The organism is Streptomyces sp. NPDC127114, assembly GCF_042677525.1.
In the GTDB taxonomy this organism is placed as follows: Bacteria; Actinomycetota; Actinomycetes; order Streptomycetales; family Streptomycetaceae; genus Streptomyces.
The window spans coordinates 56,406-71,513 of record NZ_JBHXTJ010000016.1 but is presented as its reverse complement, the minus strand read 5'-3'; the positions used below and the strand labels follow the sequence as shown (position 1 = coordinate 71,513).

Here is a 15,108-nt window from a genome sequence, read left to right as displayed (position 1 = left end):
CTCGAGCCGGACCCCGGTGCGCCGCGCTACCTGGTGACGGTGCGGGGTCTGGGCTACAAGTTCGAGCCGTAGGCCGACGGCGCCGCGTCAGCGCCTGTGCGAAAGGGCGCCCCCTCCTCGGAGGGGGCGCCCTTTCGGCTTGCCTGTGTCCGGGCTCAGTGGCCGGCCGCGTGGCCGGCCTCGCCGGTCGGCGTGGCCGTGCCGGTCGGGGTCGCCGTGCCCGACGGGGTGGCGCCGTGGCCGGCCTCACCGGTCGGGGAGGCGGTGGCGGTGGCGCCCGTGGTCGGCGTGGTGGCCGGCGGCTTCGGGATCTCGGCGGGGCCGTACTCCTTGAAGTAGCCCTGCGCCGGGACGACGAACGCGTCGAGCGACACCTCGCCGGTCTTGCTCAGCTTGAAGACGACCTTCTGCGCGTCGCCGTTCCTGGCCTCCCGCAGGCCGCCCTCGATCGTGGCGGTCGCGTTGCCGGCGCCGCCGATCACGACGGAGCCGCCGGCGGGGACGACGATCGGGCCGTCGCCCTCGGCCGCCTTGAGCTTCACGGTGCCGACGGTGCCCGGCAGGGCGATCGACTCGAGGGTCTGCTGCGTCCGGCCGTTGTTGAAGACGGTGGCGGAGACGACGGCCGGGCCGACGGCACCCGGGTCCGGCTGGGTGATCACGAGCGCGTTCTGGATCTTGACGTCGTCCACCGTGACGGCGGCGTTGTCCGGCCGGACGCCGAGCGTCTGTGCGTCGTTGCCCGCACCACAGGCGGACAGCGAGGCGATCGAGATCACGATGGCGGTGGCGGCGAGGGCGCCGCGTCGAAGGCTGCGGCTCACGGCGGCGGCAACTCCTAGGACGTACGGACGGGCTAAGTAACGGCTAAAGGTGTGTCAGCGCGCTTAGGTTACCGAGCCGCACTCTCCGTCCCGCACCCGACCCGCCCCCAACGCGTAACCGGTCGCGTACCGGCCGCGCACCGGTCGCGTACCGGCCGCACCCCGGTCGCGTACCGGGCCCGCCACCAGCCGCCCGCCCACCACACCCCCGCGCCCGCCCCGCCCGCCACCCCCGCGCCCGCCCCGCCCGCCACCCCCGCCCGCCGCACCGCCGCGGCCCTCCGCCCCCCCGCCTCCGTCGGGAACTCGCCGTCATGGCCGGATCACGCCCCATTGACGCGCCGTTCACATAAGCGCCGTGATCAATTCGGCCGCCGGCCGCGCATTACCCGTGCACCACCCCTCCGCGCCATTCGGGAATCCCTCCGTGATCAATTCGAGAATCCGCCCGTACGGGTGGTCGATCCTCGAACGGACTACGTGAAGAGCGCCACACCGAACCCGGCAAACCTGGACATCACCCCTCTCTCGCACCACCCTCGGAGCCTGTAACGTGGGTGTTTCTCTGCGTCCACGCAGCCGCTCCGACCTGCGAATACCGCCTTCCGGAAGGCCTCCGCAGCACGTCCGCGGCGCTGTTGTCAAGCCCCGAGATATGCCCTGACCTGCGAAAACGCCATTCAGAAGAAGCCGTATCCGTGTTACTCTGGATAGCCACGGAAGGGGTACCTGTCACATGACGTTCAAGGTTGGCGACACCGTGGTCTATCCCCATCACGGGGCCGCGCTGATCGAGGCCATCGAAACTCGCCAGATCAAAGGCGTGGACAAGACCTACTTGGTGCTCAAGGTCGCGCAGGGCGACCTGACGGTTCGTGTGCCGGCGGACAATGCGGAGTTCGTCGGTGTTCGCGACGTGGTCGGTCAGGACGGGCTGGACCGGGTCTTCGAGGTGCTGCGCGCGCCGTACGCCGAGGAGCCGACCAACTGGTCCCGTCGCTACAAGGCGAATCTGGAGAAGCTCGCGTCGGGCGACGTCATCAAGGTCGCCGAAGTGGTGCGCGACCTGTGGCGCCGTGAGCGCGAGCGCGGTCTCTCCGCCGGTGAGAAGCGCATGCTCGCCAAGGCACGCCAGATCCTGGTGAGCGAGCTGGCCCTCGCGGAGAACACCAACGAGGACAAGGCCGAGGCGCTTCTCGACGAGGTGCTCGCGTCCTGACGCCTGCCGTCTGATGCCATCCGACGCCTGGCGCTCATGCCATGTCACGCACATGCATGCCACGCACAATGCCGCGGTGCCCGCTGACGCGCTGTGAATCCCAGTGATTCCACAGTGCCGTCGCCGGGCACTGCGGCATGTTCGTCTCTCTTTTCCCGACCCCCTGCCGACCTCGGCACCCCACACGACGATCACGGCGGCTCGCACGGCGACGCCTCGACCGTCGTCACGGAAAGGGCCCGGTCGAGGCGTCGCGGCAAGCCTGCTGACGCCATACCCACGTCGCCCGCGGAAACAAACCTGCCGGAGTGCAACCGATGACAGACGAAGCGCGTCCTACTCGCACCGCCGTGGTGATCCCCGCGGCCGGCCGGGGCGTGCGCCTCGGCCCGGGCGCCCCCAAGGCGCTGCGCGCGCTGAACGGCACCCCCATGCTCATCCACGCCGTCCGGGCGATGGCCGCCTCCCGCGCCGTCTCCCTCGTCGTCGTGGTCGCGCCGTCCGACGGCGCCGCCGAGGTCAAGAACCTCCTCGACGCCCACGCCCTGCCCGAGCGGACCGACTACGTGGTCGTGCCCGGCGGCGACACCCGCCAGGAGTCCGTCCACCTCGGCCTCAAGGCGATCCCCGACGACGTCACCACCGTCCTGGTGCACGACGCCGCCCGCCCGCTCGTGCCCGTCGACACCGTCGACGCCGTCATCGAGGCGGTACGGGACGGAGCCGTCGCCGTCGTCCCCGCGCTGCCCGTCGCCGACACCGTCAAGGAGGTCGAGCCGGCCGAGCGGCCCGGCGGCCCCGAGCAGGTCGTCGCCACCCCGGTCCGCGCCCGCCTCCGCGCCGTACAGACCCCGCAGGGCTTCGACCGCGAGACCCTCGTCAACGCCCACGCCACCGTCGCCCTCACCGGAGAGGGCGCCACCGACGACGCCGGCATGGTCGAGAAGCTCGGCGCGCCCGTCGTCGTCGTGCCCGGTCACGAAGAGGCCTTCAAGGTGACCCGCCCCCTCGACCTCGTCCTCGCCGAGGCCGTACTCGCCCGCAGGAGGGCCAACGATGGCTTCTGAGTTCTCCCAGGCCCCCGCCCCCGCCTCCGTGCCGCTGCCCCGTACCGGCATCGGCACCGACGTCCACGCCTTCGAGAAGGGGCGCGAGCTGTGGTGCGCCGGTCTCCTGTGGGAGGGCCCCGACAGCGACGGGTACGGGCTCGCCGGGCACTCCGACGGTGACGTGGCCGCCCACGCCGCCTGCGACGCGCTGTTCTCCGCCGCCGGCATCGGCGACCTCGGCGCCCACTTCGGGACCTCGCGCCCCGAGTGGTCCGGCGCCTCCGGCGTCACCCTGCTCGCCGAGGCCGCCCGCATCGTCCGGGCCGAGGGCTACGAGATCGGCAACATCGCCGTCCAGGTCGTCGGCGTCCGCCCCAAGATCGGCAAGCGCCGCGACGAGGCCCAGAAGGCCCTGAGCGAGGCGGCCGGCGCCCCCGTGTCCGTCTCCGGCACCACCACCGACGGCCTCGGCCTCACCGGCCGCGCCGAGGGCCTGGCCGCCCTCGCGACCGCTCTCGTCTACCCGGTGGCCCGCGCCTAGGCCGCCTCTTCCGGATCTCGGCCGGTCCGAAAGAGAAGGCCTGGCGGCATCCCGTCGCCGGGCCGGATCCCGGCCGGGTCCCCACCCGGGGAACGCCCGGCGGGAAGCCGAGCGGGAAGCCGAGTGGGAAAAGTGTCACCCGCGACCCGCAAAGGGTCGCGGGGCACTGCCCCCCGCCCACTACCCTGGTGTGGTGACTATTCGCCTGTACGACACCAGCGCCCGGCAGATCCGTGACTTCACCCCGATCAAGCCGGGCTGTGTCTCGATCTACCTGTGTGGCGCGACCGTGCAGGCCGCCCCGCACATCGGGCACATCCGCTCGGGCCTGAACTTCGACATCATGCGCCGCTGGTTCGCGTACCGCGGCTACGACGTCACGTTCGTCCGCAACGTCACCGACATCGACGACAAGATCATCAAGAAGGGCGCCGAGCAGGGCCGCCCCTGGTGGTCCATCGGCTACGAGAACGAGCGCGCCTTCAACGACGGCTACCACGCCCTCGGTTGCCTGCCGCCCACCTACGAGCCGCGCGCCACCGGCCACGTCACCGAGATGGTCGAGATGATGCGCGGCCTCGTCGAGCGCGGCCACGCCTACGTCGCCGACGGCAGCGTCTACTTCGACGTGCGCTCCTTCCCGGACTACCTGGCGCTGTCCAACCAGGACATCGACGACCTGCGCCAGCCGGCCGAGGAAGGCATCACCGGCAAGCGCGACCCGCGCGACTTCGCCATGTGGAAGGCGACCAAGCCGGGCGAGCCCGACTGGGAGACCCCGTGGGGCCGCGGCCGTCCCGGCTGGCACCTGGAGTGCTCGGCGATGGCGCACAAGTACCTGGGCTCCGCCTTCGACATCCACGGCGGCGGTCTCGACCTGATCTTCCCCCACCACGAGAACGAGATCGCCCAGGCCAAGGCCTTCGGCGACGACTTCGCCTCGTACTGGGTGCACAACGCCTGGGTCACCATGAGCGGCGAGAAGATGTCGAAGTCGCTGGGCAACAGCGTCCTCGTCTCCGAGATGGTGAAGAACTGGCGCCCGATCGTCCTGCGTTACTACCTGGGCACCCCGCACTACCGCTCGATGATCGAGTACAGCGAGGAGTCCCTGCGCGAGGCCGAGGCCGCCTTCGGCCGCATCGAGGGCTTCGTGCAGCGCGCCACCGAGAAGGCCGGGTCGCCCGTCGCCCCCGCCGCCGAGGTGCCGCCGGCCTTCGCCGAGGCCATGGACGACGACCTGGGCGTGCCGCACGCGCTGGCGATCATCCACACCACCGTCCGCCAGGGCAACAGCGCGCTGGCCGCCGACGACAAGGACGAGGCCATCGCCCGCCTCGCCGAGGTGCGCGCCATGCTCGGCGTCCTCGGTCTCGACCCGCTCGACCCCCACTGGGCCGAGGAGACCGGTGGCGGCGAGGAGCTGCACGGCGTGGTCGACACCCTCGTACGGCTGGTGCTCCAGCAGCGCGAGTCCGCCCGTGAACGGAAGGACTGGGCGACCGCGGACGCCATCCGTGACCAGCTCACGCAGTCCGGCCTCGCCATCGAGGACAGCCCGGACGGTCCGCGCTGGACCCTCGCCAACCGCTAGCAAGACGACGCGTGTGCCGTCCGGGCCTCCGGGCGGCACACTTCACTTACAGACTTCATACGCACGCAGGTAGAGGAAACAGGTAGCAGTCATGGCCGGGAACAGCCAGCGCAGGGGACGTCGCACGTCCAACAAGAAGGGCGCGACGGTCGGCAGCGGTGGCCAGCGGCGCAAGGGCCTCGAAGGCAAGGGCCCGACGCCCAAGGCCGAGAACCGCAAGGGCCACAAGGCGTACCGCGTCTCCAACGCGATGGCCCGCAACGCGGCCAAGCGCAAGCCTGTCGCCCGCCGCGGCGGCAAGGGCCAGTCGGAGATGGTCGTCGGCCGCAACCCGGTCTTCGAGGCGCTGCGCGACGGCGTGCCCGCCACCACGCTCTACGTCCAGCAGTTCATCGACAACGACGAGCGCGTGCGCGAGGCGCTGAACCTCGCCACCGGCCGCGGCAACATCAACATCATGGAGGCGCCGCGCCCCGAGCTCGACCGGATGACCAACGGGCTCAACCACCAGGGCCTCGTCCTCCAGGTCCCGCCGTACGAGTACGCGCACCCCGAGGACCTGGCCGAGGCGGCCTACGACGACCACGAGGACCCGCTGATCGTCGCCCTCGACGGCGTCACCGACCCGCGCAACCTGGGCGCCGTCGTGCGGTCGGTCTCCGCCTTCGGCGGCCACGGCGTGGTCGTGCCGGAGCGGCGCGCGGCCGGCATGACCGCCGGCGCCTGGAAGACCTCGGCCGGTACCGCCGCCCGTACGCCGGTGGCCCGCGCCACCAACCTGACCCGCTGCCTGGAGCAGTACCAGAAGGCGGGCCTGACGGTCGTCGGCCTGTCCGCGGACGGCGACACCGAGGTGCACGAGCTGGAGGCGCTGTCCGGCCCGGTCGTCGTCGTCGTCGGCTCCGAGGGCAAGGGCCTGTCCCGACTGGTCGGTGAGACCTGCGACTTCCTCGTCCGCATCCCGATGCCCGGTGGCGCCGAGTCGCTGAACGCCGGTGTCGCGGCGGGCGTGGTGCTCTACGAGGCGGCCCGCCGCCGCATGCGCTGATCCGTCCCCCGTACGGGCTGACCCGAACGGGGGACGCGCCCCGGCCGTGATCTTGACGGACCTCCGACATTTCGGGTCCGTCAAGGCAGTGTCCTAACCGCGCATCACTCGGTTAGATGAGTGTGGACACCAGAACGCCCCGGCCGGGGTTCGACGATCAGCCCGCGCTGAGCATGGTCAAGGTGGATTCCGATCCCGCCCAGGTGATCGTGAACCACGCCAGCTTCCGTGTGCGGCTCGCGCCGGCCAAGGAGACGAAGGTCGCTCCCCGTATCGCCGCGCTCGCCGGAGCCGCGGCGGGTGTCGGCGCTGTCGCCGGCGCGGGAGCCGGCCAGGCCCGCCGCCGGCCCGTCGTGTGGAGCGGCAAGTCCGCGCCGGGCGCCACCGGGCTGCTCCAGGCGGTCCGCGACTCGTCGGCCGCGGGCGCCGTCTCCACTCTGGAGCCGACGACCCAGACCATCCCGCGCATCGACGACACGATGCCCACCCCGGTGGTGCCGGCGGCCGGGCCGCCCGCCCCGCTGCTGCCGCCGATGCGGCGCGCCGAGGGCGCGTACGACGACGTGTACGAGATGGCGCCCGACGCGTACGACGAGGGCGCCGATCCGCAGGCCCGCGGGCAGCGGCACGGCGCGGACGCCGTCCGGCACGCGTACTACCCGGGCCGCCGGATGAACCTGGGCGTGGTGCTCCTGCCGCTGCGCGTCTTCCTCGGCTTCATCTCCATCTACGCGGGCATGGGCAAGCTCTGCGACCCCGTCTACTTCGACGGCGGCGAGCGCGGCTCCATGGTCAAGTGGCTGCACTCGCTGCACCCGTGGGCGCTGGCCGAGCCGCTGCGCGACTTCGCGCTGCAGCACCCGGTCGGCGCGGGCCTCACCGTCGCGTTCCTCCAGGTCGTCGTCGGCGTCCTCACCGTGCTCGGCCTGTGGCAGCGGGTCGCGGCCGTGGTGGGCGCGCTGCTGTCGGCGGCGCTGATCCTGACCGTCAGCTGGAAGACCGTCCCGGTCTACGACGCGCCGGACATCATCTACCTGGCCGCGTGGTCGCCGCTGATCATCGCGGGCGCCCCGGTGTACTCGATCGACGGCCGGCTGGCGGGCGAGGCGTGGCGGACCCTCGGGCCGCGCTCGGAGCTGTGGGAGCTGCGCCGCCGGGTGCTGCGGCGCGGCACGGTGGTGGCCGCGGTGGTCGTCGGACTCACGCTGCTCGTCGGCTCGATGCTCGGCGGCGCGGTGCGCTCCTCGCAGATGGTCACGGTGCCGGGGCCGAACGACGACCCGATCAACCACCTGCCGGGGCAGCCGCTGCCGCAGGAACCGGGCGCGAGCAGCCCGTCCCGGAAGGCCACGAAGAGCCCGAAGCCCACGGCGACGACCGGGGCGAGCGGCACGAGCGAGCAGGACGAGGACGAGGCGAAGCCGACGGAGTCGGCGCGGGAGACCCGGCGCAGCGACCGTACGAGCCCGTCGGCGACGACCACGCGGAGCCCGAGCCAGACCCGCACGACGGCTCCGTCGTCCTCGACGAGCGACTCCACGTCGGGCGGCACGAGCGGCACCCCGTCGAGCGGGAGCAGCACCGGCTCGTCGGACGGCGGCTCGACGTCGGGCGGCGCGCGCAACCCGATCGGTGGCCTGCTGGGCTGAGGCCGGGCGGCCCTGCCGGCCGGGCGGCCCGACTTCCTGAGGGCCCCGGTGTCCATGCGGACACCGGGGCCCCTCTCGCGTGGCCGGCGCTCCACCCGGCCGGTGCGAGGCACCGCGAGAGGAGCCGGGCCGCCGAAGCGCGAGAAGGCGGCCAGGGCCGCCGGAGCGCGAGAAGGCGGCACCACGAGTCGTGGTGCCGCCTTCGTCGGCTTCCTGGACCCACGCCTGGGCGGGGCGGCGGGCGAAGCCCGTGCGCCGCGGGTTGCGCCTGCGCCGCGGTTTGGGCCGCCCGTGCGCTGCGGGTCTGGGCTCGTCCGTACGCCGCGGGCTGCGCGTGCGCCGCGGTTTGGGCCCGTCCGTGCGCCGCGGGCTGCGCCCACCCGTGCGCCGCGGGCTGCGCCCACCCGTGCGCCGCGGGCCGCGCCCGCCGTGCGTCGCCGGCTACGCCTGGGCGGCGAGTTCCTTCGCCGCCTCCGTCAGGTCCTTGGCGGTGTCGATGGCCCGCCAGTACGCGCCCTGCGGCAGCGGGAAGCCCGCCAGGCGGCGTTCCCGCGCGAGGCGCGGGAAGGTGGTGCGCTCGTGGTCGCCGCGCTCGGGCAGCAGCTCGGTGAAGGCCGCGGAGAAGACGTACACGCCCGCGTTGATGAGGTACGGGGACGGCGGCGACTCGATGAAGTCGGTGATGTGGCCGAAGGCGTCGGTCTCGACGGCGCCCCACGGGATGCGCGGGCGGGCCAGCGCGAGGGTCGCGGTGGCGTCGCGCTCGGTGTGGAACTCGGCCATCTCGCGCAGCGAGAAGCGGGTCCAGATGTCGCCGTTGGTGGCGTACCAGGGCTTTCCGGGCTCGGGCAGGTGCGTCGCCGCGTACTTGAGGCCGCCGCCGCGGCCCAGCGGCTCGGACTCGACGACCGTGGTCACCTTCAGCGGCAGGTCGGCGGTCTCCAGCCACTCCTGGAGCACCTCGGCGAGGTGGCCGCAGGAGACGACGGCGTCCGTCACTCCCTCGGCGGCGAGCCAGGACAGCTGATGGCCGATGATCGGGGTCCCGGTGCCCGGGATCTCGACCATCGGCTTGGGGCGGTCGTCGGTGTACGGGCGCAGCCGCGAGCCCTGGCCGCCCGCCAGGACCACGGCCTGCGTCGGGGAAGTGTGCATACCGGGAACGATATGCGGTGAACGGCGGGCCTACCGGGCCCGGCTCAGGCGGCGTTCATGACGCCGGTCGCGAAGGACGTGTCGCAGACCGGGCGGGAGTAGGACTGGGCGCGCGTCGGGCCGAAGCGCTCGACCGCGGCGGCGCCGAGGGCGCGGGCGATGGACATGCAGTGCCGGGCGAGCGAGGGCCGGTTCTCCACTTCGCGCTGGAGGTGGGTGAGGGCGACCCCGGGGTCCTTCTCCTGAAGCTCTGCGAGGAGCTGGTCGCGCAGAATATCCTGCGGGGCGCGGGACTTGGCGCGGGTGGAGACGTCCGTCGACGAGGCGGACGACGCGGTCAGCATCTGGGTTCCGTGGCTCTGGCCGGCCCACGGAACGGCGGATACCGCGAGCGTTCCGGAGAGCACCAGGACGACGGGCAGGACGAGGGCGAGAGAGCGGCCGATTCGGCGGGCAGTATGCGTCACGCAGGCGAGCGTAGCGGCCGGTAGTGATATGGCGACATTTAGTCACTCTCGCGAGGGATGGTTCGAGGCGGCTTTTCGAATCCCGTGTTGACGCGGGGGAGAGGCCGGGTGTCTGTTTGCCCAGTTCTGCCGGGGTTTTCGCCGAGTCGGGGATTCATGCCTCCTGTACGCGAACGGCCCCGCCCCCGCAAGCGGGGACGGAGCCGTACGGAGCGGAGCGCGTGCGCCGGGCGGCGCGGGCCGGCGTCAGTCGGAGAGACGCTCGCCCGTCGAGGTCGAGAAGACGTGCAGCTCGGCCGAGCGCGGCACGACGTGCAGCGTGGAGCCCTTGGCCGGGACCTCGCGGCCGCCGACGCGGACCACGACGTCCTTGTCCTCGCCGCCGACGCGGGTGGAGCCGTACACGAAGCCGTCGGAGCCGAGCTCCTCGACCACGTTCACGGTCACGGCCAGGCCGTCCTTGCCCGTGGGGCCCGACACGTCGAAGTGCTCGGGGCGGACGCCGACGGTGACGGTGGTGTCGCCCTTGGCGGCCGCGGCGGCGATGGCCTCGCGGGAGACCGGGACGACGCTCGCGCCGAACTTCACGCCGCCGTCGGTGATCGGGACCTCGATCAGGTTCATGGCGGGGGAGCCGATGAAGCCGGCGACGAAGAGGTTGGCGGGCTTGTCGTACATGTTGCGCGGGGTGTCGACCTGCTGGAGCAGACCGTCCTTGAGGACCGCGACCCGGTCGCCCATGGTGAGGGCCTCGGTCTGGTCGTGCGTCACGTACACGGTCGTGATGCCCAGGCGGCGCTGGAGGCTCGCGATCTGGGTACGGGTCGAGACGCGGAGCTTGGCGTCGAGGTTCGACAGCGGCTCGTCCATGAGGAAGACCTGCGGCTCGCGGACGATGGCGCGGCCCATGGCGACGCGCTGGCGCTGACCGCCGGAGAGCGCCTTCGGCTTGCGGTCCAGGTACTCGGTGAGGTCGAGGATCTTCGCCGCCTCCTCGACCTTGGCGCGGATCTCGCTCTTGTTCACGCCGGCGATCTTGAGGGCGAAGCCCATGTTGTCGGCGACGGTCATGTGCGGGTAGAGCGCGTAGTTCTGGAACACCATGGCGATGTCCCGGTCCTTCGGCGGCAGGTGCGTGACGTCGCGGTCGCCGATGCGGATGGAGCCGGAGGTGACGTCCTCCAGACCGGCCAGCATGCGCAGCGAGGTCGACTTGCCACAGCCGGAGGGGCCGACGAGGACGAGGAACTCGCCGTCGGCGATCTCGATCTCCAGCTCGTTGACGGAGGGCTTTTCGGCGCCGGGGTAGACCAGGGTCGCCTTGTCGTAGGTGACGGAAGCCATGGTGATGTGTCCCTTCACCGGCAGGAACGTGCCGGACGATCCGAGTAAAGGAAGGATTGAGGTCTAGTCCACCTGGGTGAACTCGGAGTGACGCTACCCGGCGGCGCGGGATCTGTCAGCAGTCCGGGTGCTACGGGATGCGTGAGATTTCCGACCTGGGGCGGGCGGGCGTTCGTTACACTGCATTCGCTGCCTCCTTAGCTCAGCTGGCCAGAGCACCGCTCTTGTAAAGCGGGGGTCGTCGGTTCGAACCCGACAGGGGGCTCTCTGAAACAGCACCAGGTCCGAGGCCCTGTCGTCCGTGCGGGCGGCAGGGCCTCGGTTCTGGGTACGGGCGGAAGCTGACGGGGAGGTGGCCGCCTTGGCCGCGAGGTACCGCGTGTCGCCGCGCGGCGGCATGGGCGTCCACCGCGACATCGCGTCCGCGCTCGCCGCGGCGGCCCGCAAGAACCGGCCGGCCCGGATCGAGATCGCGCCCGGGCACTACGCGGAGCCGCTCCTCGTCCGGGGCGAGGTCGAGCTGGTCGCGACGGGCGAGCCCGGTTCGGTCACGGTGATCCTGCCGAGCGGCACCGCGCTGGAGACGGCCGGGACCGTCCTGGCCCGCGGACTCGTCCTTGCCTCCCGTGACGCGGACGTCGTCCGCTGCGCTGCGGGCACGCTCACACTGGAGCACACGGAGGTACGGGCGCCGGCCGGCGTCTGCGTGCACGCGACGCCCGGCACCGCGGTGACGCTCAGGGACAGCGCCTTCCGGCACGGCCGGGTGCTCTTCTCCGGGGCCGGCGGGCACGTCGAGCGGTGCCGGTTCACCGACGCCGCGGACAACGCGCTCGCGGCGATCGAGGGCGCTCGGGTGTCCGTGAGGGACAGCCGGTTCACGGGTGCCCGGATCCACGGCGTCAGGGTCAGCGGCGCGCAGGCCGAGGTGACCGGCTGCGAGCTCACCGGGACCGGGCTGGCCGCGCTGTTCGCGGACACGCAGGCCTGGCTGGCGGTGGCCGACTGCACCATCGCCGACGTGGGCGCGGAGGCCGTCGGATACCTCCAGCACTCCCGTGGGACCGTGGACCGGGTCCGCGTCACCGGCTCCGAGCACGGCATCGCGGTCGCGGAGGGCTCCGACCCCGTGGTGCGCGGCTGTGTCTTCACCGGCTGCCGGGACACCGGGATCACCGTACGGGCGGGGCGCGGCCGGTTCGAGGACTGCGAGGTCGCGGAGGCAGGCAACGTCGCGGTGTTCGTGTCCGAGCGCGGTGCCCCGGAGGTGCACGGCCTCCGGGTCGCCGGCGGCAACGTCGGCGTCGTCGTCACCGGCACGGGCTCTCGGGGCGCCTTCCACGGGGTGCGGGTCGCGGATCTGACGAGCGTCGCGCTCCGGGCGTACGAGGGCGGCAAGGCCGTCTTCCGGGACGTGCGGGTGGAGCGCTGCGTGACCCATCTGGAGTCGCGTGGCGACGCGGGCACGACCGCGGAGGTGGACGGCGGGGTGTTCACGGACTTCTCGATGTCGGCCGCGGAGGTCCTCGGTACCTCCCGGGTCACCCTGCGCCAGGTCACCGCGGAGCGCGGCACGGTGGGCTTCGCCGTCGCGGAGGAGGCCCAGCTCTTCCTGACCGACTGCGACGCGCGGGCGGTGACGTCGGCGGGGGCCGCGGCCCTCGGGAAGGGGCGGCTCGTCGCCCGGCGGCTCAGGGTGGCCGGATCGGAGTCGCTCGGTCTCCTCGCCCAGGACCAGTCGAGACTGGAGGTCCACGACAGCGAGTTCACCGACTGCGCATCGGTGGGTGCGTTCTTCCGGGACCAGGCGGGCGGGCTCTTCGTGGGCTGCGCGGTGTCGGGGACGGGCGCGGCGGGCGTGCGGCACAACGGCCTGGTGTCGATGCCGTCGCTGCGGAGCTCGCTGTCGGTGGAGGAGTGGAAGGACGAGGCGAACCAGCCGCCGCCGACGCACGTCACCTACAACAACGTGACCATCCACGGAGGCGTGAGGGACTCCCAGCTCGCCGTGGGCAACGAGCGGGTCGACATGAACCAGCGCATCGACAGCCGGCAGACGCCGCACACCGACGAGGACGGATCTCCCGCATGAACGGTCCCCAGCACGGCACCCCGGAGCACCAGGGTTCGGGGCTCCACATCCACGGCCCGGTGACCGGTTCCCAGATCGCCGTGGGCAACGAGCAGGTCACCCAGAACCAGATCAACCACACCCCGGCGGCGGTCGCCCCCGGTTACACCGAACTCGCCGGCCTCGTACGGGAGCTGCTGGCGCGGCTGCCCGAGCAGGGCCTCGGCGCGCAGGAGCGCGAGGACACCGAGGCCGCGGCCGGCGAGGTCCTCGCCGCCATCAGCGGCACCGAGGAGCCCGAGCCCGGCAGGCTGCGGCGCGCCCTCACCATGCTCCGGGGCGCGCTCGCCCCGGTCGCGACGGGGGTGGCGGCCGGGACGACGGTCGGGGCCCAGGAGTGGGCGCTTTCGGCGATGCAGGGACTGAGCGGCCTCGGCTGAGGCGGGAGTGGTTCCGGAGTGCTCGGCCTCAGCGGGTCGCCGAGGTCCGAGCACTCGGCCGTCAGCGGCCGCTGAGCTTGTTCGCGAGGACCGCGACGCGGTCCGTCGCGGCCGTGCGGGCGGTGGACTCGCGGCGGTCGGCGCCGCGGAAGGCGGCGTACATGGTCTGGACGCCGAGCCAGCGCAACGGCTCCGGCTCCCACTTGCGGACGCGGTGGTTGACCCAGGGCAGGGTGGTCAGGTCCGTCGGGCCCGACTGGCCGGAGTCCTGCCGGATGAGGTCGCGCAGGGTGCGGGCGGCCAGGTTGGTGGTGGCGACGCCGGAGCCGACGTAACCGCCCGCCCAGCCGAGTCCGGTGGAGCGGTCCAGGGTGACCGTCGCGCACCAGTCGCGCGGCACGCCGAGGACGCCGGACCAGGCGTGGGCGATGCCGACGCCCGCGAGCTGCGGGAAGAAGCGGATCAGGATCTCGCGCAGGGCCTCGACGGTCTGCGGCTGGGTGCGGTCTGCGTTCCTGGCGGTGGCGGCCTTCGAGCCGTAGCGGTACGGGACGCCCCGGCCGCCGAGCGCGATGCGGCCGTCGGCGGTGCGCTGGGCGTACATGTAGGCGTGCGCCATGTCGCCGAGGGTCTCCAGCCCGTCCCAGCCGATGGCGTCCCACTGGGCGTCGGTCAGCGGTTCGGTGGCGATCATGGAGGAGTTCATGGGGAGCCAGGTGCGGCGCTGGCCCGCGAGCGAGGCGGTGAAGCCCTCGGTGCAGCGCAGCACATAGGGGGCGCGGACCGTGCCGTACGGCGTGACCGCGTGCTTGGGCCGGATCTCCGTCACCGGCGTGGACTCGTGGATGGTGACGCCGAGCGCCTCGACGGCCGCGGCCAGGCCCTTGACCAGCTTGACCGGGTGGAGCCGGGCGCCGTGCGGGGTCCAGGAGGAGCCGACGGCGCCGGTGACGCGGATGCGCTCGGCGGTCTCCCGTGCCCCGTACAGCTCGCGCTCCTTCTCGCCGAAGGCGATCTCGACGGCGTGGAAGTCCTTGAGGCGGGCGAGCTGGGCGGGTGAGGTGGCGACCTCCAGGACGCCGCCGCGGTGGATGTCGGCGTCGATGCCCTCGGCGGCGCAGACGTCGACGACCTCGGTGACGGTGTCGTTCATGGCGTGCTGGAGGCGTACGGCGGCCTCGTGGCCGTGCTGCCGTGCGTAGCGGTCGCGGCCGGCGATGCCGTTGTAGAGCCAGCCGCCGTTGCGGCCGGAGGCGCCGTAGCCGCAGAAGGCGGCCTCCAGGACGGTGATGTCGAGGAAGGGCACGGCCTTCTTGAGGTAGTACGCGGTCCACAGGCCGGTGTAGCCGCCGCCGACGATGCAGACGTCGGCCGTCGTGTCGCCGGGCAGCGGCTCGCGCGGGGCGGGGGCGCCGTCCTGCGCGTACCAGAACGAGATGCCGCCGTTGACCGTGCCGATCGTGCTCATGTCCATCCCTCTTCCGGGTCCTTCCGGGGCCGTGCGCGGGAGGCTACCGGGGGCCTGGGTCCCGTGGATACGGGTCCTTCGGCGCCGCTTCCCCGGCGGCGGCGCGCCTGGCGTCGGACGTACGGATTTCGTCGCTCGGCAAGGACTCTTCCCATGCGCGTAAGTGGGACCGGCCGCGCCGAGGACTCGGGCGTCCGGCGGCACGCCGACCGTCCTGGTCGACGGGGCACCACTGGCGG

13 protein-coding genes and 1 tRNA gene are annotated in these 15,108 nt (G+C 72.6%); 9 read left to right on the top strand and 5 right to left on the bottom strand.

From position 1 onward, the window contains the following. Positions 1–155: 155 nt before the first annotated feature. A complete protein-coding gene (locus ACFVGS_RS18460) occupies positions 156–824 on the bottom strand; it encodes a DUF461 domain-containing protein (RefSeq protein ID WP_384410138.1) in 669 nt (222 codons plus the stop codon). Between the two features lie 736 nt (positions 825–1,560). On the opposite strand from ACFVGS_RS18460, the gene ACFVGS_RS18455 reads away from it, so the two are divergent. From ACFVGS_RS18455 to ACFVGS_RS18430, 6 genes are all read left to right on the top strand, one after another. After that, a complete protein-coding gene (locus ACFVGS_RS18455) occupies positions 1,561–2,043 on the top strand; it encodes a CarD family transcriptional regulator (protein WP_003953493.1) in 483 nt (160 codons plus the stop codon). 317 nt (positions 2,044–2,360) lie between these two features. After that, the gene (ispD, locus tag ACFVGS_RS18450) at positions 2,361–3,110 is read left to right on the top strand and encodes a 2-C-methyl-D-erythritol 4-phosphate cytidylyltransferase (RefSeq protein ID WP_384410140.1); all 750 of its coding nucleotides are present in this window, start codon (positions 2,361–2,363) and stop codon (positions 3,108–3,110) included. Continuing rightward, positions 3,100–3,633 carry a 2-C-methyl-D-erythritol 2,4-cyclodiphosphate synthase gene (gene ispF / locus ACFVGS_RS18445; RefSeq protein WP_384410143.1) on the top strand — a complete coding sequence of 178 codons (534 nt, stop codon included), beginning with the start codon at positions 3,100–3,102 and terminating at the stop codon, positions 3,631–3,633. Before ispD ends, ispF begins: the two co-directional genes overlap by 11 nt. 193 nt (positions 3,634–3,826) lie before the next feature. Continuing rightward, positions 3,827–5,227: a cysteine--tRNA ligase gene (gene cysS / locus ACFVGS_RS18440; RefSeq protein ID WP_384410146.1), complete on the top strand. Its 1,401-nt coding sequence runs from the start codon at positions 3,827–3,829 to the stop codon at positions 5,225–5,227. A 91-nt stretch (positions 5,228–5,318) separates the two neighbouring features. After that, entirely contained in the window at positions 5,319–6,275 is a 957-nt protein-coding gene (rlmB, locus tag ACFVGS_RS18435) for a 23S rRNA (guanosine(2251)-2'-O)-methyltransferase RlmB (RefSeq protein WP_384410149.1), read from the top strand. Positions 6,276–6,391: 116 nt separating this feature from the next. Next, entirely contained in the window at positions 6,392–7,924 is a 1,533-nt protein-coding gene (locus ACFVGS_RS18430) for a DoxX family membrane protein (RefSeq protein ID WP_384410152.1), read from the top strand. Between the two features lie 441 nt (positions 7,925–8,365). Here ACFVGS_RS18430 and ACFVGS_RS18425 read toward each other — a convergent pair whose 3' ends face one another. From ACFVGS_RS18425 to ACFVGS_RS18415, 3 genes are all read right to left on the bottom strand, one after another. After that, positions 8,366–9,079, bottom strand: a complete 714-nt coding sequence (locus ACFVGS_RS18425) for an NDP-sugar synthase (RefSeq protein ID WP_384410155.1) — start codon at positions 9,077–9,079, stop codon at positions 8,366–8,368. Between the two features lie 44 nt (positions 9,080–9,123). Next, positions 9,124–9,546: a hypothetical protein gene (locus tag ACFVGS_RS18420; protein ID WP_384410158.1), complete on the bottom strand. Its 423-nt coding sequence runs from the start codon at positions 9,544–9,546 to the stop codon at positions 9,124–9,126. Between the two features lie 246 nt (positions 9,547–9,792). Further along, a complete protein-coding gene (locus ACFVGS_RS18415; RefSeq protein ID WP_384410161.1) occupies positions 9,793–10,890 on the bottom strand; it encodes an ABC transporter ATP-binding protein in 1,098 nt (365 codons plus the stop codon). A gap of 191 nt (positions 10,891–11,081) precedes the next feature. On the opposite strand from ACFVGS_RS18415, the gene ACFVGS_RS18410 reads away from it, so the two are divergent. The 3 genes from ACFVGS_RS18410 to ACFVGS_RS18400 all read left to right on the top strand — a co-directional run bounded on the left by ACFVGS_RS18410 (position 11,082) and on the right by ACFVGS_RS18400 (position 13,401). Beyond that, positions 11,082–11,155, top strand: a tRNA-Thr gene (locus ACFVGS_RS18410). A gap of 96 nt (positions 11,156–11,251) precedes the next feature. Further along, positions 11,252–12,982 (top strand): right-handed parallel beta-helix repeat-containing protein, encoded by a 1,731-nt coding sequence (locus tag ACFVGS_RS18405; protein ID WP_385693044.1) that lies wholly within the window; start codon positions 11,252–11,254, stop codon positions 12,980–12,982. Beyond that, a complete protein-coding gene (locus tag ACFVGS_RS18400; RefSeq protein ID WP_384410167.1) occupies positions 12,979–13,401 on the top strand; it encodes a hypothetical protein in 423 nt (140 codons plus the stop codon). The genes ACFVGS_RS18405 and ACFVGS_RS18400 overlap by 4 nt, the downstream gene beginning before the upstream one ends. Before the next feature lie 61 nt (positions 13,402–13,462). Here ACFVGS_RS18400 and ACFVGS_RS18395 read toward each other — a convergent pair whose 3' ends face one another. Continuing rightward, entirely contained in the window at positions 13,463–14,869 is a 1,407-nt protein-coding gene (locus ACFVGS_RS18395) for an NAD(P)/FAD-dependent oxidoreductase (RefSeq protein ID WP_384410170.1), read from the bottom strand. Between the last annotated feature and the right edge of the window lie 239 nt (positions 14,870–15,108).

What these genes read in the sequence shown, in the direction of transcription:
- rlmB (WP_384410149.1), top strand. Translation starts at nt 5,319, where the DNA reads ATGGCCGGGAACAGCCAGCGCAGGGGACGTCGCACGTCCAACAAGAAG.
- ACFVGS_RS18400 (WP_384410167.1), top strand. Translation starts at nt 12,979, where the DNA reads ATGAACGGTCCCCAGCACGGCACCCCGGAGCACCAGGGTTCGGGGCTC.
- ACFVGS_RS18415 (WP_384410161.1), bottom strand. Translation starts at nt 10,890, where the DNA reads ATGGCTTCCGTCACCTACGACAAGGCGACCCTGGTCTACCCCGGCGCC.
- ACFVGS_RS18395 (WP_384410170.1), bottom strand. Translation starts at nt 14,869, where the DNA reads ATGAGCACGATCGGCACGGTCAACGGCGGCATCTCGTTCTGGTACGCG.
- ACFVGS_RS18455 (WP_003953493.1), top strand. Translation starts at nt 1,561, where the DNA reads ATGACGTTCAAGGTTGGCGACACCGTGGTCTATCCCCATCACGGGGCC.
- ispF (WP_384410143.1), top strand. Translation starts at nt 3,100, where the DNA reads ATGGCTTCTGAGTTCTCCCAGGCCCCCGCCCCCGCCTCCGTGCCGCTG.
- ispD (WP_384410140.1), top strand. Translation starts at nt 2,361, where the DNA reads ATGACAGACGAAGCGCGTCCTACTCGCACCGCCGTGGTGATCCCCGCG.
- ACFVGS_RS18425 (WP_384410155.1), bottom strand. Translation starts at nt 9,079, where the DNA reads ATGCACACTTCCCCGACGCAGGCCGTGGTCCTGGCGGGCGGCCAGGGC.
- ACFVGS_RS18430 (WP_384410152.1), top strand. Translation starts at nt 6,392, where the DNA reads ATGAGTGTGGACACCAGAACGCCCCGGCCGGGGTTCGACGATCAGCCC.